This is a genomic window from Streptomyces spirodelae, assembly GCF_017676385.1.
In the GTDB taxonomy this organism is placed as follows: Bacteria; Actinomycetota; Actinomycetes; order Streptomycetales; family Streptomycetaceae; genus Streptomyces; species Streptomyces spirodelae.
This window is the reverse complement of the sequence record NZ_JAFFZN010000003.1, coordinates 173,455-192,119: the sequence shown is the minus strand read 5'-3', so window position 1 is coordinate 192,119 and position 18,665 is coordinate 173,455. Positions and strand designations below refer to the sequence as shown.

Genomic DNA, 18,665 nt, shown 5'->3' with positions numbered 1-18,665 from the left:
CCGCCCGTCCCGCCGCCTCACCGGCTCTCCGGCTCAGGGCGCCATCGTGACCCGTGCGGTAGCGGTGGCGCCCGAGCCGTTGCGGCGGGTGCCGAGCACGCGGTACCGCGCTGCCGTCCCGTCCGTCCGCCGTACCGTGACCCGCGCGCCCTCCTCCAGCGCGCTCAGGGCCCGGACGGCCGGGCGGGTCCGGGCCGTGGCCACCAGCACCGAGCCGTCCCGCGCCTGGACGGTACGCAGCCGGACCCGGACGCCGGCCACCCGCACCGGCTCACCGTCCGCCGGCCCGGCCGCCGGGTGGGCGCTCCGGCCCGTGGGCTTGGCGTCCGGCGCTGGGGGCCCCGCCTGGGGAGTGAGCCGCTCCCTCGCGAGACTGCCCGCCCGTGAGACATCGCCCAGGACCGGCCCCTGCCCCGCGCTGCCGGAGCCTGAGGGGCCATGGCCCCACAGCCACAGCGCAACCATCAGCAGCACCCACACCACTGCGACAGCCGGCTGCCATACGCTTCTGCGGCTGTGGCTGCGGCTGCTGAGCCGCGGAGTGCGATCGAGGGCGTGCGGCATGCGGCGGCCTCCGGGCATCGGTCCGATGCTCCGACAGTCCGTCAGCCGACCCGGCCGCGCATCCGCACGACAAGCCGCTTACTCCGTACGGCGGCTCGGCACGGCCCGTACGGAGACGGTCCGCGCTCAGACCCGGTCGACGAGGTCCGCGATCGAGTCGACGACGCTGGAGGGACGGTAGGGGTACCGCTCCACCTCATCGGGCCGGGTCAGCCCCGTCAGCACCAGGAAGGTCTCCAGTCCTGCCTCCATGCCCGCGCGGACGTCGGTGTCCATCCGGTCACCGATCATGGCGCTGGTCTCGGAGTGCGCCCCGATCGCGTTCAGCCCGGCGCGCATCATCAGCGGATTGGGCTTGCCCACGAAATAGGGGTGCTGGCCGGTCGCCTTGGTGATCAGCGCAGCGACCGAGCCGGTGGCCGGCAGCGCGCCCTCGGCCGAGGGCCCGGTCTCGTCGGGGTTGGTGGCGATGAAGCGGGCGCCGTCGTTGATCAGGCGGATCGCCCGGGTCAGTGCCTCGAAGCTGTAGGTGCGGGTCTCGCCCAGGACGACGTAGTCGGGGTCGGCGTCGGAGAGGACGTACCCGATGTCGTGCAGGGCCGTCGTCAGCCCGGCCTCCCCTATGACGTACGCGGTGCCGCCCGGGCGCTGATCGTCCAGGAACTGCGCGGTGGCCAGCGCGGAGGTCCAGATGTTCTCCGTCGGCACGTTCAGTCCGATACGGGACAGCCGGGCATGCAGATCCCGAGGGGTGTACATCGAGTTGTTCGTGAGCACGAGGAACGGCCGCCCCGACTCCTTGAGCCGCTTGATGAACGAGTCGGCGCCGGGAACGGGAATTCCCTCGTGCATCAGCACACCGTCCATGTCGGTGAGCCAGGACTCGATGGGCTTGCGCTCTGCCACGGATGGACTCCTGCCAGGTCGTGGTGGTCCGGCCGGCGGGGACGTGCGCCTGGAACCAGGCACGGACCGGCCGCCGCGCTCAGCGTAACGGCAGCGGCCGGTGCAGGTCAGCCGTCAGGTACGCGGCCGGGGTAGCCGGCCCCGCCGTTCCGCATACCGCGGGGCCGGTTACGCCGGGCGGGTGCGTGCCCCCGCCGACGGGCTTTGCGAGGGTGGGGGCATGAACCGCATGGACACCACCGCCACGCCGCTCCGCGTCGGGCTGCTCGGCTACGGCCTGGCCGGATCGGCCTTCCACGCCCCGCTGATCAGCACCACACCGGGGCTCGCACTGGACACCGTCGTCACCTCCGACCCGGAACGGCAGAAGCACGCCCGGGAAGCCGGCGGCCCGCACGGCGCGGTGCGGACGGTCGCGTCGGCGGACGAGCTGTTCGCGGACGCCGACCGGCTCGATCTGGTGGTCATCGCCACCCCCAACCGGACCCACGTGCCGCTGGCCCACCGCGCCCTGGACGCCGGACTGCCCGTCGTGGTGGACAAACCACTCGCGCCCACCGCCGCCGAGGCCCGCGAGCTGGCGGCGAAAGCCGAGGCACGCGGGCTGCTGCTGGCTCCGTTCCAGAACCGCCGCTGGGACAACGACTTCCTCACCCTGCGCTCCCTGCTCGGCCAGGACGCGCTGGGCGAGGTCTTCCGCTTCGAGTCCCGGTTCGAACGCTGGCGGCCCCGGCTCAAGGGCGGCTGGCGGGAGTCCGGCGACCCCGAAGAGGTGGGCGGCCTCCTCTACGACCTGGGCAGCCACCTGGTCGACCAGGCGCTCACCCTCTTCGGCCCGGCCGCCTCCGTCTACGCCGAGTCGGACGTACGGCGCGCGGGCGCCGAGGCGGACGACGACACCTTCATCGCCATCACCCACGAGAACGGCGTCCGCTCCCACCTGTGGATGAGCGCCACCGCGGCACAGCTCGGGCCGCGCTTCCGGGTGCTGGGCAGTGCGGCCGCGTATGTGAAGTACGGGCTCGACCCGCAGGAGAACGCGCTGCGCGCGGGCGCCCGTCCCGCCGAGGGCGTGCCCTGGGGCGTCGAGCCGGAGGACGCCTGGGGCGTCCTCGGTGCCGGGGACGCCTCCGGCGAGCTGCGGGCGGTGCCCACGCTGCACGGCGACTACCCCGCGTTCTACGCCGGGGTCGCCGACGCGCTGCGCGACGGTACGCCACCGCCGGCCACAGCGCACGAGGCCGCCGCAGCGCTCCAGGTACTGGAGACGGCCCGCTCCTTTGCGCGGGGCGCCTGACCAGCGCTTCTCGTCCCGCTGCCCGACACGTCAGCGCCGGGTGCACGCCCAGGCGACCGTGCGCCCGCCGCCCGCGCGTCCCAGCGCCGCCCGCTCGGCTGCGGCCCGCGTACTGCCATGGCCGCCCCAGTAGTGGTTGCTGTTCGGGTTGTAGGCGACGGCACCGCAGCCGTTGGCGAACGAGACCAGGACCTTGCAGGAGGGACCGGTGCACCTGGACATCGCTCCCTGCTCGGCGGCGCTCCGGGATCTGTAGTCCCAGGACCTGCCGTTGCTGCCGTCCCGGCCCACCGCGATGGCCCCGTAGAAGTTCGATGGCGGGGCGGGCGGCGGAGCAGAGGTCCGGTCGGGAACGCGGGCCGTCGGGCGGGAGGACTCGTCGGCCTCCGGCCCGTCGTCGTTCTCGGCGGGTCCGGTGTCGGTCGAGTCCGTGTCGTCGGATCTGACGGCGGTGGGGTAATCCGGCCTCGGGGTGTAGTCGGGCAGGGATCGGCTGGCGGAGTAGGTGGGCCGCGCCTGGGAGTTCGTCTCCGAGCTGGGGGAATCGTCCCTGTCGGACAACAGCAGTGCCGCGAGGACCACCGCCCCCACCGCGGTGGCGACACCCGCCGCGACCCGGCCCGGCGACGACCCGTTCGATCCCGGACCCGTGCCCCTCGGCGGGGTGGTGCCCGAGCCCTGGCTGCGCCCAGGGCCCGGCGGCCGGTTGTTCCCCGGCCGGTCGCTCCCCGACCGGTTGTTCCCCGATCGGTTGCTCCCCTGCCGGTTGTTCCCCGGCCGGTTGCTCCCCTGCTGGTCGTTCGCCCCCGCGCCCGCTGCCCGCCGCCGCGCCCCGGACGGCCCGTCCTGGGTGACGCGCCGGGTGTGCCCCGGAGCGTCCGAGGTCCAGCTGCGGGTGACCGTCTCCGCCTCCGCCTGGTCGGCGGCCCGCTGGAGGCGGCTGCCTTCTTCGGCGTACTGATCGATCAGCGATGTCCAGCCGCTCGGCAGTACCCGGGAGCTTCCCCCGGCGAAGCGCCGGATGAGCTGCTCGGCGGTCGGCCGGTCGTCGGGCCGCACCGCTAGGCAGTCGCCGACCACTCCGGTGAGGCCCGCGGGCAGGCCGTCCAGATCGATCGCGGCCCGCCGCACGTAGTTGAGCTGCTGCAGCGGCTCCTGGGTCGCCGGGTACGGCAGCCGTCCGCAGGCCACGTAGTAGAGGGTGACGCCGAGCGCGTAGATGTCGGAGGCGAAGGTACTGGCCTGCCCCTCGGCCTGTTCCGGCGAGGCGAAGGCGATGGTCCCGAGGGTGAGCCTCGTACTGGTGAGGTCGCTGGCGTGCGAGATACCGAAGTCGATGACCTTCGGCCCTTGTGCGGTCAGCAGGATGTTGAGCGGCTTCACGTCCCGGTGCACGATGCCCTTGCCGTGCAGCTCCGCGAGCGCCCGCAGGATGCCGGGGGCGATCCAGCGCACCGCCTCCTCGTCCCCCAGCGGCCCCTTCTGCACCACGAGTGCTTCCAGCGAGGGCGCCGGTACGTACTCCATGGCCATCCAGGGCCGCTCGGCTTCGACGTCGGAGTCGATGACCCGGGCGGTGTACGTGCTCCTGACGCGGCGGGCGAGCCTGGTCTCACGCCCGAAGCGCTTACGGGCCTCTTCGGTCACCCCACCAGGCGCCAGCAGCGTCTTGACGGCGACGATCCGGCCCGTGTCAGGGTGCCGCCCGAGGTAGATCACCCCCATACCGCCGGTGGCCAACTGGCCGAGCAGTCGGTACGGGCCGAGTCGGCGCAGCTCACCGCTGAGAGCGAACACACCCATCCCGAACGGATCTGTCACGTCCCCGCCCCCGTCCCCGTAAGTCCCCGATGACGACATCGTCTCACGCAACTTCCGTTGTGCGCCGATGAGTTCGGGTCGCTGTTCGGGGCGCTGCTCGGGGCCGGGCCGGGCCGGTCAGGCCGCTGTCGCCGACTTCAGGACCTGGCGTTGGCGGCCGAGCCCCGCGATCTCCAGCTCCACCACGTCGCCGTCCCGCAAATAGGGCTTCGGTTCGGGCATCCCCATGGCGACCCCGGCAGGGGTACCCGTGGAGATGACGTCACCCGGATACAGCGTCATGAAGTGGCTGAGGTAGCGCACCACTTCGGCGACGGAGAAGATCTGATCCGCGGTGCTGCCGTCCTGCCGCAGTACCCCGTTCACCCACAGGCGCAGCTGAAGCGCCTGTGGGTCCGGTACCTCGTCGGCCGTCACCAGCCAGGGCCCCAGCGGGTTGAAGGTCTCGCAGTTCTTACCCTTGTCCCATTGGCCGCCGCGCTCGATCTGGAAGGCGCGTTCGGAGACGTCGTTGGCGACGGCGTAGCCGGCGACATGGGCGAGCGCCTCCGCGCCCGAGTCCAGGTAGCGCGCGGTGCGGCCGATGACGACGGCGAGTTCGACCTCCCAGTCGGTCTTCTCACTGCCACGCGGGATCAGCACGGTGTCGTCGGGGCCGACGACGGTGTCGGGCGCCTTCATGAAGACGATGGGTTCCTCGGGAACCGGGGCGCCGGTCTCCCGCGCGTGGTCGTGGAAGTTCAGCCCGATGCACACGATCTTGCCGATCCGGCCCAGCGGGGGGCCGATGCGCGGCCCCTCGGATGCGGAGACCGCGGCCACCTGGGGCAGCCACCCGGCGTCGGCCGCCTCCCGTACCCGTGCGAGCGCGGCGCCGTCCGAGAGCAGGTCGGGGTCGATGTCGGGGACGATCCCCGACAGGTCGCGCAGGGTTCCGTCCTCGTCCAGCAGCGCGGGGCGCTCGGCTCCCGCGGGTCCGACGCGGAGCAGTTTCACGTGACTCTCCCTCCCAGGCGAATCAGCTGATCCTCCAAGAGGGTGTTCAGAACCACAAGAGACTGTTCACGTACTGGACCGTAACTTCCGCGGCACGGAATCGATTCCGGAATCGGTTGCGGACCGCCACGGAATCAGTGGCGGGAACAGTGCGGACCTAGACCCCGAACAGCCGGGCCGCCGTGTAGATCGTGAGACCGGCCAGCGAGCCGACGACCGTGCCGTTGATCCGGATGAACTGGAGGTCCCGGCCGATATGGGCCTCGATCTTCCTGGAGGTGTGCTCGGCGTCCCAGCCGGCGACCGTCTCCGAGATCAGCGAGGTGATCTCGTCCCGGTAAGTGGTCACCAGATGCACCGCGGCGCCCTCGATCCAGCCGTCCACCTTCGAGCGCAGCCGCCCGTCGGCGGCGAGCCGCCCTCCCAGCGACAGCAGCGCGGCCCGGGCCCGAATCCGCAGTTCGCTGCGCTCGTCCTCGGCCGCGGCCACCAGCATGGCCCGTACCGCGCCCCACACCGAGGCGATCAGGTCCTGCACCTCGTCGCGGGCCAGGGTGTCGTTCTTCAGCCGCTCCACCCGGGCACGGGTGTCCGGGTCGGACCGGAGGTCGGCGGCGAAGTCGGTCAGGAAGCGGTCGACGGCGCCGCGCGCCGGATGGTCGGGCATGTCCCGCATCTCGGTGACGAACCGCAGGAGTTCGCGGTAGACGCGCTCACCGACCTTCCGGTCCACGAACTTCGGTGTCCAGCCGGGCGCACCCCCCGCGACCGCGCCCATGACCGAGTCGCCGTGCTCGCGCAGCCACTCGGCGGCCCGGGTGCACACCAGATCGACCACCCGGCGGTGGCCGCCGTCCGCGACGATCCTCTCCAGCATCGCGCCGAGCCCGGGCGCCACCTCCTTGGCGGTGGCGCGGCGGGTGATCGCCTCGCTGACGACCGCCTGGACATCCGAGTCGCGCAGTACGGTGAGCGCCCCGCGCAGCGCCGTGGCCAGTTCGGCCGTCACCCGGTCCGCGTGCTCGGGCCGGGCGAGCCAGGCGCCGAGCCGACTGCTGATGCCGACGGCGCGCAGCCGGTCCCGTACGACGTCACCGGCCAGGAAGTTCTCCCCGACGAAGTCTCCGAGGCTCTGGCCGAGTTGGTCCTTCTTGGTCGGAATGATCGCCGTGTGCGGGATCGGCAGCCCCATCGGGTGCCGGAAGAGCGCCGTGACGGCGAACCAGTCGGCGAGCGCACCCACCATTCCGGCCTCGGCTGCGGCCGCGACATAGCCGGTCCAGGGCCCGGCGCCCGCGTGCTGCGCCCACTTGGCCAGCACGAAGACCGTGGCCATCAGCAGCAGGGCGCCCGTCGCGATCGTCTTCATCCGCCGTACGCCGCGCCGCCGCTCCTCGTCGGCCGGGGTGAAACCGCCGATGCCACCCGGCCCTCGCAGCCCTCCGCCGCCGGGTGCGTCGGTGCCCGGCGCCTTCACACCCGTTCGGCGCAGCGTTGCCTCCCCGGCGCCGGGCAGGTGCCGGGGCGCGGCCCGTCCGCGTGTGATCGCTCTCACGTGGGCCTCCTCACCATCGGGCCGCCGGCCCTCCGTCGTCGGTTCCATCCGCTCCACCCTCCCCCTGCATCGCCCCTGGCCACGCCCTCGACACCGGCGGATGTTCCGGAGCCGGCGGGTACCCGCTCCGCGCGGTGCGCGCACGGCGCGGGGAGGGACATTCTCCCTCCCAAGGCATCAAGGGGAACGGACCGAGGCTCTTCCGCGTCTGTGTGAGCGGCAGCAGTGAAACGCCATCAGCAAGGACCAGGTGCCGGGGGAACGATCCGTCGACTGCCCGGTCGGCGTACGGCCCCCCAGCGGGCGCCGTGCCCCGATCGTGGGATCATGGCACCGCAGACCACCCGGAGCCGCGGGCTCCGTGCAGCCCGAGGAGAACCATCGCGCGTGACCAGGAACATGGGCTATGCCCTGCTCGCCGGACTGGCGGCGATCGTGGTCCTCGTCTCGACCGCGATATTCATCGGAGCGGGCAGCAAGGGCAGCGGGCTGGGCGAGGACTCACCGCAGGCACGCAACTCGGCGGCGCCCGCCTCCTCGGGCAACTGGGTGGGCACCTGGGCGGCTGCCCCCGCGGCGGCCGAACCGCACTCCCGGGACGGCTTCGCGAACATGTCGATACGGAACGTCGTGCACACCTCGGTGGGCGGCACCCAGGCCCGGGTGCAGCTCTCCAACCTGTTCGGCAACCGCCCGCTGACCATCACCCACGCGAGCGTCGCCCTCGCCGCGGCCCCCAGCAACCCCACGGCCGCGGCCGGCAGCATGCGCCGGCTCACCTTCGGCAACAAGACCTCGGTCACCATCCCGGCCGGCGGAGAGGTCACCAGCGACGCGGTCCGGCTGAACGTGCCGCACGCCGCCGACCTGCTGGTCACCACCTACTCGCCCACTCCGTCAGGGCCTGTGACCTACCACCCCTACGCGCGGCAGACCAGCTATGTGGCCGCGGGTGACCGCGCCGAGGACACCTCGGGTACCGCGTTCAACCAGCAGAGCCCGTACTGGCGCTACCTCACCGGCGTCGACGTGTGGAGCTCCGAGACGCAGGGTGCCGTCGCGGTGCTGGGCGACTCGATCACCGACGGCATCACCTCCAGCCCCGGCGCCAACCGGCGCTGGACCGACTTCCTGGCCGAGCGGCTGCGCACCGAACGCGACGCACCCCGGCTGAGCGTCCTCAACTCCGGTATCAGCGGCAACCGGGTCCTGGTCGATGGCAGCAAGTTCTCGCCCAACAACGGGCCGAGCGCGCTGACGCGGATGAGCCGGGACGTGCTCTCGCGTACGGGCGTCAAGGTGGTCGTCGTCGAGATGGGCCTCAACGACATCATCAAGCCGCCCCGGCAGCGCGATCCGCAGAAGATCGTCAACGGACTGCGGGACCTCGTGCGCCAGGCGCACAGCCGGGGACTGCGCGTCGTCGGCGGCACGCTCACCCCGTTCGGCGGGCACCGTGGGTACACCCCCCGGATGGAGGCCGTCCGACAGGCCGTCAACGCCGAGATCCGCAAGGGGAAGGTGTACGACGACGTGGTCGACTTCGACGCGGCCCTGCGCGATCCTGCGCATCCGCAGCGGCTGCGCGCGGCGTACGACTCGGGGGACCATCTGCACCCGAGCGACAACGGGTACCGGGCGATGGCCCAGGCGCTGGACCTCAAGACGCTGAAGGGCTCCCGCCCGGCGAAGCTCTGAGGTCCGCAGTTGCCCGCGCCCCTGACAGGGCGGCCGCTTCAACCCGCGTACATCCGGGCGATGACGTCCTCGATGTCCGGCTCCCGGATGGACAGATCCACCAGCGGGTACTCCGCCGCCAGCCGGGAGACCAGCGGAGCGGCACTCGCGGAGGCCGGGAAGGCCAGCCACTGGCGGGGGCCCTCGGTGCGGACCGTGCGGGCGCCGGGGATGCCCTCTATGGGCGGCAGCTCGCGTTCCAGGTCCACCACCAGGGTGCGCTCCCCGCGGCCCACCTCGTGCAGGCCCGCCAGCGGCCCGTCGTACATCAGCCGGCCGTGGTCGATGACCACCACCCGCTCGCACAACTGCTCGATATCGCTCAGGTCGTGGGTGGTCAGCAGCACGGTGGTGCCCCGCTCGGCGTTGAGGGTGAGCAGGAACTGCCGGACCCTGGCCTTGCTGACGATGTCCAGGCCGATCGTCGGCTCGTCCAGGTAGAGCACATCGGGGTCGTGCAGCAGCGCCGCGGTGATGTCCCCGCGCATCCGCTGCCCCAGCGAGAGCTGCCGCACCGGCACGTCCAGCAGGTCGCCCAGCTCCAGCAGTTCCACGCAGCGCGCCAGGTTCTCCTCGAACCGGGCCCGCGGGATGCGGTACATCCGGCGGACCAGCCCGTAGGAGTCGCGCAGCGGCAGGTCCCACCACAGGGTGGTGCGCTGGCCGAAGACGACACCGATGCGCCGCACCAGCCGGGTGCGTTCGCGCCAGGGGTCGACTCCCGCGACCCGCAGCCGGCCCGAGGTGGGGGTGAGGATGCCGGTGAGCATCTTGACGGTGGTCGACTTGCCGGCGCCGTTGGGCCCGATGAAGCCGGTCATCTCGCCGCGCCGGAGCACGAAGGAGATGCCGTCGACGGCGTGCACCCGGGTGGCGGTCCGGCGCAGCAGGCCGCTCCGGCGGCGCACCGTGAAGGTCTTGGTCAGGTCCCGTACGTCGATGAAGGCGCCGTCCGCGTCGTCCACGGCTCGTCTGTCCTCTCTTCCGTTCAGCTTCCCGTGCTCCGGTACGCGCGCAGCCCCGCCCGCCACACCAGACCCGTCACCGCGCAGCACAGCAGTGCCACGGCGGGGGCGGCGAGGTCGAGCCAGTCCGGCAGGCCCAGTGGATCGTCCCGGCCCAGCAGACGCAGGGCCGGCAGCCAGTTGACGAAGGCCAGCGGCACCACGAACGTCACTCCGCGCACCAGGTCCTTGCCGAAGACGGTGGGCGGGTACTGCAGCAGCGTCGTTCCGCCGTAGGTGAAGGCGTTCTGCACCTCGGAGGCGTCCTGCGCCCAGAACTGGAAGGCACCGCCGACGACGAACAGACAGCCGAAGATGGCGGCGCCGCACAGCACCATGGAGGCGAGCAGCGCGACGCGGCCCGGCGTCCAGTCCACCTCCAGCCGGGTCAGGGACCAGCCCAGCACCAGCGAGCCCTGGATGACCCGGCCCAGCCTGCGCAGCGCGAAGCGGTCGGCAGCCAGCTGGCTGAGCACGGGCACGGGACGGGTCAGCAGTACGTCCATGGTGCCGTCGCGCACCCGGCGCCCGACCCGCTCGGCCGTGCCCAGCAGCAGGTCGGACAGGCCGAAGGCGACGCAGGAGGTGCCGTAGAGGAAGGCGACCTCGGGCAGCGTGAAGCCGCCCAGCGCATCCACCTGCGCGAACATGATCATGATGGCGGCGAAGTCGAGGCCCGCCGTCGCGAAGTTGGCCGCCAGCATGATCAGAAAGGAGGCGCGGTAGGCCATCGTCGAGCGCACCCACATCGCCACGATGAAGCCGTAGGCCCGCAGCCCCCAGACCGCGTCGTCCAGCAGCGTGCCGAGGCGACCGCCCGGACCTGGGCTCAGCGAGCGCGGCTTTCCGTCAGCCACCCTGGACCACCACCTTGCGGGTCGCGACGGTCTGCAGCAGCCGCCCGGCGGTCAGCAGCACCAGCGCCCACCCCGCCTGGAAGGCGAGCCCCGCCCCGGCCGAGCCGGGCTGGGTGCCCATCAGCACGTCGGCGGGCACCTGGAGCGTCGCCGACCACGGCAGCAGGCGCGCCACCTCGCCGAGGGCGCCGGGGAAGACGGTCAGCGGCAGCAGCATCCCGGAGAAGAAGAGGCTCAGCAGGGCGGAGAGGGCGTTGAGCCCTGTCGCGTCCAGCAGCCAGAAACCGCACAGCGCGAAGAGGTAGCGCAGTGCGAAGCTGACGACGACGGCCAGCAGCACGGACGGCAGGAACAGCAGCCACCGCCGCGGAGAGGCGGGCAGTGCCAGGTCGAAGGCGAGGGCACCGACGGCCAGCGGCACCACACCGCGGCCCAGCAGCTGGAACGCGGCCCGCCCCAGGTCGGAGGCGAGCCACCACAGCTGGAGGTCGATCGGCCGGTAGAGGTCTATGGCGACATCGCCGTTTCTGATCCGTTCGTGGAATTCGTCCTGGAAGCCACCGCCCATCAGCGCGGCCGCAGCCAGCAGCGCCTGACCGGTCCAGACGAAGGTCAGCGCCTGGCTCTGGTCGTATCCGCCCAGGTGGGGATGGGTGTGCCAGAGGGCGATGAAGGTATAGGCGAGAATGAAGCCGAAGACGGTGTTGGTGAACACGCCGGCTGCCGTGGCGACGCGGTAGGTGGCGTAGCGCCGGAAACCGCTGAGGGCTACGGCGAAATTGAGACGGAGCAGATGCATCCTTTCGAGCCCCTCTACCGTCTTCCCAATAGCACTTCCGTACGAGCACCGTGCGCGAGCGAAGCCAGGGAGCCTAGCTCACGGGCCGGGTGGGCGACCATCGAATATCCACCGGGCCGGGCTACGGCCCCGAGGGCGGTCTCCGGTGCGGAGGGTGCGACAGTGTTCTACGGGGCGTACCAGCATCGCCCGCCATTGGACGAGGAGTCCCTGCAGACATGAGTGACGAGCCGAACAGCGACGCCGAAGGCCGGGAGCCGGAGTCGGACGGCCCGCCAGAAGAGACCCCCGCACGGCAGCCCGCCGAAGGCGCGGGGAAGGGCGCGGGGGCCCCTGAGCAGAGCAGCGGTGCCGCCGACGAGAGCGCCGGGGCTCCCGAGGAGAGCGCCGGGGCTCCCGAGGAGAGCGCCGGGGCTCCCGAGGGGGCAGCGGCTTCCCAGGAATCCGCGGAGACGGCGAAGAACGCCGGGCAGCACCCCGGGGACGCCGACGAGGCCGCCGCGAGACATGACGCCCAGCGGCCGGCAGGCGGCACCGGCAACCCGGACGAGGGCCCCGGCACCCCCGACAACGGCCCCGGCGCCTCGGGCGGCGGCTCCCCCACGTCGGGCGGGGGTCCGATATCCGCGCCCGGGCGGACCGCCCCGCCGACGGAGCCCACCCCGCCCCCGCAGCCCGCTCCGCCACCACCCGAGGGACCGGCCGCGACGGCCGCCATGCCGGTGGGGCAGGGCCCGGCGCAGGGCAGCCCCCCACCCGAGGAGAGCGGCAGCCTCATGGAGAACACTTCCGCCGCGCACGACGCCCAGGGCCCCCAGGACCCGAAGGCCGCCAAGAAGGCCAAGAAGGCGATGAAGAAGCAGCAGCGCCGCCGGACCGGCTGGCGCAGACTGCTGCCCACCTGGCGGATGGTGCTGGGCGGCGTCCTGCTGATCGTGCTGCTGGTCTCCGGCGCGCTGGTCACCGGCTATCTGCTGGTGAGCATCCCGCCTCCGAACAAGGCCGCCGCCGCGCAGACCAATGTCTACCTGTACGCGGACGGCAGCCAGATCGCCAGGGACGGCGACATCAACCGGGAGAACATCACCCTCGACCAGGTGCCGAAGGCCACGCAGCACGCGGTGCTGGCCGCCGAGGACCGCGACTTCTACAACGAGTCCGCCGTCGATCCGCAGGCGATGGCACGCGCCGGCTGGAACATGCTCACCGGCGGCGAGCGGCAGTCCGGCTCCACGATCACCCAGCAGTACGTGAAGAACTACTACCTGAGCCAGGACCAGACGATCACTCGTAAGGCGAAGGAGTTCTTCATCGCGCTGAAGCTGGACAACGAGGTCAGCAAGGACGACATCCTCCAGGGCTACCTCAACACCAGCTACTTCGGCCGCAACGCCTACGGCATCCAGTCGGCGGCGCACGCCTACTACAACAAGGACGTCAGCGAGCTGACCCCGGCCGAGGGCGCCTATCTGGCGGCGCTGGTCAATTCGCCCAACGCCTACGACACCCGCGCCCACCCGGAGAACAAGGAGCGCGCCGTCGCCCGCTGGAACTACGTGCTGGACGGCATGGTCGAGAAGGGCTGGCTGAGCAAGAGCAAGCGCGCGGACATGAAGTTCCCCGAGCCGGGCCGGGTCAAGCCGCCGCGGAACATGTCGGGTGAGCGCGGCTATCTGGTCTGGGCGGTCAGGAACTACCTGATCAACAACAAGATCATCGACGAGCAGCGGCTCGCGGCCGGCGGCTTCCGGATCACCACCACGTTCCAGCCGAAGAAGCAGAAGGCCATGCGCGACGCGGTCAACGACAAGCTGATGTCGAAGCTGGACAAGAAGAACCGCAAGGTGGACAGGTACGTGCGCGCGGGCGGTGCCTCGGTGGACCCGAAGACCGGCAAGGTCGTCGCGATGTACGGCGGCATCGGCTTCACCAAGCAGTACACGAACAACGCGACCCGCCGCGACTACCAGGTCGGCTCCACGTTCAAGCCGTTCCTGTTCACCGCTGCCATCCAGCACAAGTCCACCACCCAGGACGGCCGGCCCATCCGCGCGAACACCGTCTACGACGGCACCAACAAGCGCGAGGTGGTCAGCAACGGCCAGGGCACCGGCTACGCGCCGGCCAACGAGGACCACCACTCCTACGGGAAGATCCCCGTCTCCGAGGCCATGGACAAGTCGGTCAACAGCGTCTTCGCCCAGATGGGCATCGATGTGGGCCCCAAGAAGGTCAAGGAGACCGCGATCGATCTGGGCATCCCCCGGGAGGTGCCCAACTTCGCCGAGAACGGCTCCATCGCGCTCGGTGTGACCACGGCCTCGCCGCTGGACATGGCCGAGGCGTACGCCACGCTCGCCAACCACGGCAAGCACGGCCACTACAGCATGGTGCAGAAGGCCACCCGCGGCAGCGAGGTCGTCAACCTGCCCGACCACGATCCCAAGCAGGCCGTACCGCGGGCCGCGGCCGACGCCACGACGGCCACGATGCGCGGCGTCGTCCAGGGCGGCACCGGCACGGCGGCGCAGGCGGCAGGCCGCCCGGCGGCCGGCAAGACCGGCACCGCCGAGGAGGACAAGGCCGCCTGGTTCGCCGGCTACACCCCGGACCTGTCCACCGTCATCGCGGTGATGGGCCAGCACCCGAAGACGGCCGTGCAGGAGCCGCTGTACGGCGCCGGCGGCCAGCCGCGCGTCAACGGCGGCGGCTATCCGACACAGATCTGGGCCGCCTACACCAAGAAGGCGCTGGAGGGCCGCCCGGTCAAGGACTTCGACCTGGACACGGCGGGCGCCGGCAACATCCCCGGCAGCCAGCCGCCGTCCAGCTCGGGCCCGACCTCCGAGCCGCCGTCCGACGAGCCGAGCGACGAGCCGTCGCAGTCCCAGGAGCCCAGCGACCAGCCCTCGTCCCCCGCACCGCCGACCAGCGCACCGCCGACCAGCACCGGGCCGAGCATCCCCGAGATCGGCGGCGTCGACGGCGGCGACCCAGGGGGTGACCCGGGCGGCGACCCCGGCGGCGGCGACAGCAGCACCGGCGGCGATCCCGGAGGTACTCCCGGCGGCGGCCCCGGTACCTGACGCGGCCTCTCCCCTGGGGGTCCCCCTGAATGACGGCGCCCCCTCTTCCCACCGCGAGGCGGGAAGAGGGGGCGTTTCGCGCTACGGGCGCGGGTGCGCTACGGGTACGGGCTACAGATACAGGCCGGTGGAGTCGTCGGTGCCCTGGAGGCGTTCGGCCGCGACCGCGTGCAGATCGCGCTCGCGCATCAGGACGTAGGCGATACCGCGCACCTCGACCTCGGCACGGTCCTCCGGGTCGTACAGCACGCGGTCCCCGGGCTCGACCGTACGTACGTTCTGGCCGACGGCGACGACCTCCGCCCAGTCCAGCTTGCGTCCTACGGCCGCCGTGGCGGGGATCACGATGCCGCCGGAGGAGCGGCGCTCGCCCTCGCTGTTGTCGGTCCTCACGAGCACGCGATCGTGCAGCATGCGGATCGGCAGTTTGTCATCGTGTGCGGAAGCAGGGGTCTTTGGGCTCACCGGAAGACCGTATCTCAGCGCCTCAGTGCCGGCGGCGGCGAGCCCGGCCACGGCCGGCCGGCTTGCGCCGGGAGGAGAGGGCCAGGACGCCGCCCACCAGCGCGACGGCCACCACCGCCGCGGGCACCAGCCGCTCCAGGCGGGGGGCGCCGTCCTCGCTGACGAACTGGGCCCGCACATCGGAGACCGCGCGGTTGGCGACGATGTAGGCGCGCCCGGCGGTGCGGTCCACAGCGGCGGCCGCCCTCGCCTTGGCGTCCCCGACGATGGTCTTCGGATGAACGCGTACGGCGATCTCGTCCAGCGCGGCGGCGAGATCCTGCCGCCTGCGGATGATGTCCGCCTCGATGTCCGCGGGGGTCCTGGCTTCCGGCACCGAGCTGCCTCCGTCGCTGTCAGTCCTGCGTCCTACCGTGTGTCAGCGGCCATCCTGTCAGCTCACCGGTGCCGCCGCCCCATGGCACCCCGGATCGGCGGCCTTTGGCTACGCTCGGGCAGGGTCGGCCCGCCGCCGTCGCGGACGAGTCCGCCACACGAGTCCACTGGGCACCAGTACAGCACTACCGGTGGGTACCGCGGCTGCCGGCGCAGAAAACGCACAGGATTCGAAGGAGCCCCGATGAGCCCACGCCTTGAGCCCGGCGACACAGCGCCGGACTTCACGCTGCCCGACGCGGACGGCAAGGAGGTCTCGCTCTCCGCCCACCGGGGCCGGAAGGTGATCGTCTACTTCTACCCGGCGGCGCTCACCCCCGGGTGCACCAAGCAAGCCTGCGACTTCACGGACAACCTCCAGCTGCTGGCAGGCCAGGGCTATGACGTCATCGGCGTCTCCCCGGACAAGCCGGAGAAGCTGGCGAAGTTCCGCGAGAAGGAGTCGCTGAAGGTCACGCTGGTGGGCGACCCGGGCAAGGAGACGATGGAGGCGTACGGCGCCTTCGGCGAGAAGAAGCTGTACGGCAAGACCGTCACCGGTGTCATCCGCTCCACGGTCGTCGTGGACGAGGACGGCAAGGTGGAGCGTGCGCTGTACAACGTGAAGGCCACCGGGCACGTCGCCAAGCTGATCAAGGACCTGGGGCTGGCTCAGGAGTGATCGTCCGGCTCCCGGGGGCGGCGTCCGGTGGGGGTGCGTATGGCGAGGTGGGAGTGGTGGTACCCATGAGGGATGGACCATGAGGATCAGCCCCAGGACCCGGCTGCCCTCAAGCGGCACCGGCATCTCTTCCGTGCCGTCAGACGCCGGCGGGAGCCGAGGGTTCGCCGTAGCGACATCACGGTGACGGACGAGGCGACGGTCAAGCGCGCCACCAAGGCCGCCGCCGTCGGCAACGCCATGGAGTGGTTCGACTTCGGGATCTACGCCTATCTCGCGGTCACCATCGGCAAGGTCTTCTTCCCCGGCGGCAGCACCCAACTGCTGGCCTCCTTCACCGCCTTCGCCGCTTCCTTTCTGGTGCGGCCGCTGGGCGGGCTGTTCTTCGGCCCGCTCGGCGACCGCATCGGGCGCAAGAAGGTGCTGGCGCTGACGATGGTGCTGATGGCGGCCGGCACCTTCTGCATCGGCCTGATCCCCTCCTACAGCTCCATCGGCCTGGTCTCACCGATCCTGCTGCTGCTGTGCCGACTGGTGCAGGGCTTCTCCACCGGCGGCGAGTACGGCGGGGCTGCCACCTTCATCGCGGAGTACGCGCCCGACAAGCGGCGCGGCTACTTCGGCAGCTTCCTGGAGCTTGGCACCCTCACCGGGTACACCGGCGCCGCCGCACTGGTGCTGGTGCTGAACACCGTGCTGGGCGACGACACGATGCTGAGCTGGGGCTGGCGCATCCCCTTCCTGGTCGGCGGGCCGATCGGGGTCGTCGGTCTGTATCTGCGGATGCGGCTGGACGAGACCCCGGCCTTCCAGAAGCGGGCGGCGCAGTTGTCCCCCTCCCCCGAGACGGGCCCCGCCGAGGCGAACGAGCCGAAGCTGTCGGAGAACGTGCCGCAGAAGGAGCTCAGGTCGATCTTCGCCCAGCAGTGGCGCACGCTGCTGCTGTGCGTCGGCCTGGTGGCCGCCTACAACGTCACCGACTACATGCTCCTGTCGTACATGCCCGCCTATCTGACCGACGCCCTCGGGTACGAGAACTCGATGGAGCTGGTCGCGGCCATCATCGCGATGGTGGCGATGGCCGCGGTGATCCAGCGGGTCGGTCGCCTCAACGACCGCTTCGGCCGCAAGCCCGTGCTGATGACCGGCATGGTCGGCTTCCTCCTGCTGACGGTCCCCGCCTTCGCGCTCTTCCAGCGGGGCAGCTTCGTCGCGGTGCTGATCGGGCTGCTGGCGCTCGGCGCCTGTCTGGTGTGCCTGCTGGGGACGATGTCGGCGACGCTGCCCGCACTCTTCCCCACCGATGTGCGCTACGGCTCCCTGTCCATCGGCTACAACGTGGCGACGGCGGCCTTCGGCGGCACCGCGCCCGGCGTGATGACCTACCTGGTCGACGTCACGGGCGACAATCTGGCCCCCGCCTACTACGCCTCGGGTGCGGCCGTGCTCGGCATCGTCGCGGTGGCCTTCATGAAGGAGACGGCCCGGCAGCCGCTGGCCGGCTCCCCGCCCTCGGTCAGCACCCACGAGGAGGCGCGCGCCATGGCCCGCGCCGAGACGAACGAGCCGACCTTCTGACCCGCGCCTGGCCGGGGCGGCGGGCGCAGCCCGCGGCCCCGGACGCCCGCCCCGGCCCGGCGCCCGGACAGGCGGGCGCAGTACGATACGTCCGCGCGCGAGTGCCGGAATTGGTAGACGGGACGGCTTTAGGTGCCGGTGTCTTCGGACGTGGGGGTTCGAGTCCCCCCTCGCGCACGGTGGGAGCCCCGAAGGGGCGCGGGACTGTGTTCATGTGCGGCTCCGCCGCGTGGGCGCGAGCTACCACCACGAACCCGCAGGTCGCAACGCACAGCGAGGGGCACCCTCAGCGGACCAACTCCCGCACGGCGGGCACCAGCGCGCGGAACGCCTTCCCCCGGTGGCTGATCGCGTTCTTCTCCGCAGGACCGAGCTCGGCGCACGTCCTGGTCTCGCCCTCGGGCTGGAGGATCGGGTCGTATCCGAAGCCCCCGTCACCGACGGGGGCGTATCGCAGGGTGCCGCGCAGCTGCCCGCTGACGACCCGTTCGGTGCCGTCGGGCAGTGCCAGCGCGGCGGCGCATTCGAAGTGCGCGCCCCGGTGCGCGGAGTCGATGTCGGCCAGCTGGGCGAGCAGCAGCTTCAGATTGGCGCTGTCGTCCCCGTGCCGGCCCGCCCAGCGGGCCGAGAAGATGCCGGGCGCGCCGCCGAGCACGTCCACGCACAGCCCGGAGTCGTCGGCGACGGCGGGCAGCGAGGTGGCCCGCGCGAGGGCGTGTGCCTTGAGGAGGGCGTTCTCGGCGAACGTCACTCCCGTCTCCTTGACGTCCGGCACCTCGGGGTAGGCGTCGGCGCCCACCAGGTCCAACTCGAGGCCCGCGTCGGCGAGGATCGCCTTCAGCTCGGTGACCTTGTGGGCGTTGCGGGTGGCCAGGATCAGCCGCTGGGTACTCATGGCTCCCCA

Annotated in this window: 16 protein-coding genes and 1 tRNA gene; 6 read left to right on the top strand and 11 right to left on the bottom strand. The window is 71.6% G+C overall.

What is annotated here, in order from left to right:
* Nucleotides 1–33: 33 nt before the first annotated feature.
* Nucleotides 34–582, bottom strand: a complete 549-nt coding sequence (locus JW592_RS05040; protein ID WP_209263643.1) for a hypothetical protein — start codon at nucleotides 580–582, stop codon at nucleotides 34–36.
* A gap of 108 nt (nucleotides 583–690) precedes the next feature.
* Nucleotides 691–1,470, bottom strand: a complete 780-nt coding sequence (locus JW592_RS05035) for an HAD-IIA family hydrolase (RefSeq protein WP_209263642.1) — start codon at nucleotides 1,468–1,470, stop codon at nucleotides 691–693.
* 220 nt (nucleotides 1,471–1,690) lie between these two features.
* On the opposite strand from JW592_RS05035, the gene JW592_RS05030 reads away from it, so the two are divergent.
* Nucleotides 1,691–2,767, top strand: a complete 1,077-nt coding sequence (locus JW592_RS05030) for a Gfo/Idh/MocA family protein (protein ID WP_209263641.1) — start codon at nucleotides 1,691–1,693, stop codon at nucleotides 2,765–2,767.
* A 30-nt stretch (nucleotides 2,768–2,797) separates the two neighbouring features.
* Here the strand turns inward: JW592_RS05030 and JW592_RS05025 are convergent, their stop codons facing one another.
* The 3 genes from JW592_RS05025 to JW592_RS05015 form a co-directional block, all read right to left on the bottom strand.
* A complete protein-coding gene (locus tag JW592_RS05025; RefSeq protein ID WP_209263640.1) occupies nucleotides 2,798–4,588 on the bottom strand; it encodes a protein kinase domain-containing protein in 1,791 nt (596 codons plus the stop codon).
* A 117-nt stretch (nucleotides 4,589–4,705) separates the two neighbouring features.
* A complete protein-coding gene (locus JW592_RS05020; RefSeq protein ID WP_209263639.1) occupies nucleotides 4,706–5,584 on the bottom strand; it encodes a fumarylacetoacetate hydrolase family protein in 879 nt (292 codons plus the stop codon).
* Between the two features lie 157 nt (nucleotides 5,585–5,741).
* Nucleotides 5,742–7,187, bottom strand: a complete 1,446-nt coding sequence (locus JW592_RS05015) for a DUF445 domain-containing protein (protein ID WP_209263638.1) — start codon at nucleotides 7,185–7,187, stop codon at nucleotides 5,742–5,744.
* A gap of 351 nt (nucleotides 7,188–7,538) precedes the next feature.
* Here JW592_RS05015 and JW592_RS05010 point away from each other — a divergent pair, with 351 nt between their 5' ends.
* The gene (locus JW592_RS05010; protein WP_209263808.1) at nucleotides 7,539–8,837 is read left to right on the top strand and encodes an SGNH/GDSL hydrolase family protein; all 1,299 of its coding nucleotides are present in this window, start codon (nucleotides 7,539–7,541) and stop codon (nucleotides 8,835–8,837) included.
* A 38-nt stretch (nucleotides 8,838–8,875) separates the two neighbouring features.
* Here JW592_RS05010 and JW592_RS05005 read toward each other — a convergent pair whose 3' ends face one another.
* The 3 genes from JW592_RS05005 to JW592_RS04995 all read right to left on the bottom strand — a co-directional run bounded on the left by JW592_RS05005 (nucleotide 8,876) and on the right by JW592_RS04995 (nucleotide 11,536).
* Complete coding sequence (locus tag JW592_RS05005; RefSeq protein WP_209263637.1) at nucleotides 8,876–9,841, bottom strand: ABC transporter ATP-binding protein; 966 nt, start codon at nucleotides 9,839–9,841, stop codon at nucleotides 8,876–8,878.
* 23 nt (nucleotides 9,842–9,864) lie between these two features.
* On the bottom strand, nucleotides 9,865–10,629 hold the full coding sequence (locus JW592_RS05000; protein ID WP_209263807.1) for an ABC transporter permease: 765 nt from the start codon (nucleotides 10,627–10,629) through the stop codon (nucleotides 9,865–9,867).
* Nucleotides 10,630–10,729: 100 nt separating this feature from the next.
* The gene (locus JW592_RS04995) at nucleotides 10,730–11,536 is read right to left on the bottom strand and encodes an ABC transporter permease (RefSeq protein ID WP_209263636.1); all 807 of its coding nucleotides are present in this window, start codon (nucleotides 11,534–11,536) and stop codon (nucleotides 10,730–10,732) included.
* Nucleotides 11,537–11,754: 218 nt separating this feature from the next.
* On the opposite strand from JW592_RS04995, the gene JW592_RS04990 reads away from it, so the two are divergent.
* Entirely contained in the window at nucleotides 11,755–14,622 is a 2,868-nt protein-coding gene (locus tag JW592_RS04990; protein WP_209263635.1) for a transglycosylase domain-containing protein, read from the top strand.
* 111 nt (nucleotides 14,623–14,733) lie between these two features.
* Here JW592_RS04990 and JW592_RS04985 read toward each other — a convergent pair whose 3' ends face one another.
* Both JW592_RS04985 and JW592_RS04980 read right to left on the bottom strand, forming a co-directional pair.
* Nucleotides 14,734–15,036: a GroES family chaperonin gene (locus tag JW592_RS04985; protein WP_209263806.1), complete on the bottom strand. Its 303-nt coding sequence runs from the start codon at nucleotides 15,034–15,036 to the stop codon at nucleotides 14,734–14,736.
* 73 nt (nucleotides 15,037–15,109) lie between these two features.
* Nucleotides 15,110–15,463, bottom strand: a complete 354-nt coding sequence (locus JW592_RS04980; protein WP_209263634.1) for a DUF3618 domain-containing protein — start codon at nucleotides 15,461–15,463, stop codon at nucleotides 15,110–15,112.
* Nucleotides 15,464–15,706: 243 nt separating this feature from the next.
* Between JW592_RS04980 and bcp the strand changes: the two genes are divergently transcribed.
* From bcp to JW592_RS04965, 3 genes are all read left to right on the top strand, one after another.
* Nucleotides 15,707–16,183, top strand: coding sequence for a thioredoxin-dependent thiol peroxidase (bcp, locus tag JW592_RS04975; RefSeq protein ID WP_209263633.1), 477 nt, complete (start codon nucleotides 15,707–15,709; stop codon nucleotides 16,181–16,183).
* Nucleotides 16,184–16,255: 72 nt separating this feature from the next.
* On the top strand, nucleotides 16,256–17,761 hold the full coding sequence (locus tag JW592_RS04970) for an MFS transporter (protein WP_209263632.1): 1,506 nt from the start codon (nucleotides 16,256–16,258) through the stop codon (nucleotides 17,759–17,761).
* A gap of 95 nt (nucleotides 17,762–17,856) precedes the next feature.
* Nucleotides 17,857–17,938: transfer RNA gene (locus JW592_RS04965), tRNA-Leu, on the top strand.
* A gap of 109 nt (nucleotides 17,939–18,047) precedes the next feature.
* Here JW592_RS04965 and rdgB read toward each other — a convergent pair.
* Nucleotides 18,048–18,656: an RdgB/HAM1 family non-canonical purine NTP pyrophosphatase gene (rdgB, locus tag JW592_RS04960; RefSeq protein ID WP_209263631.1), complete on the bottom strand. Its 609-nt coding sequence runs from the start codon at nucleotides 18,654–18,656 to the stop codon at nucleotides 18,048–18,050.
* Nucleotides 18,657–18,665: the final 9 nt, after the last annotated feature.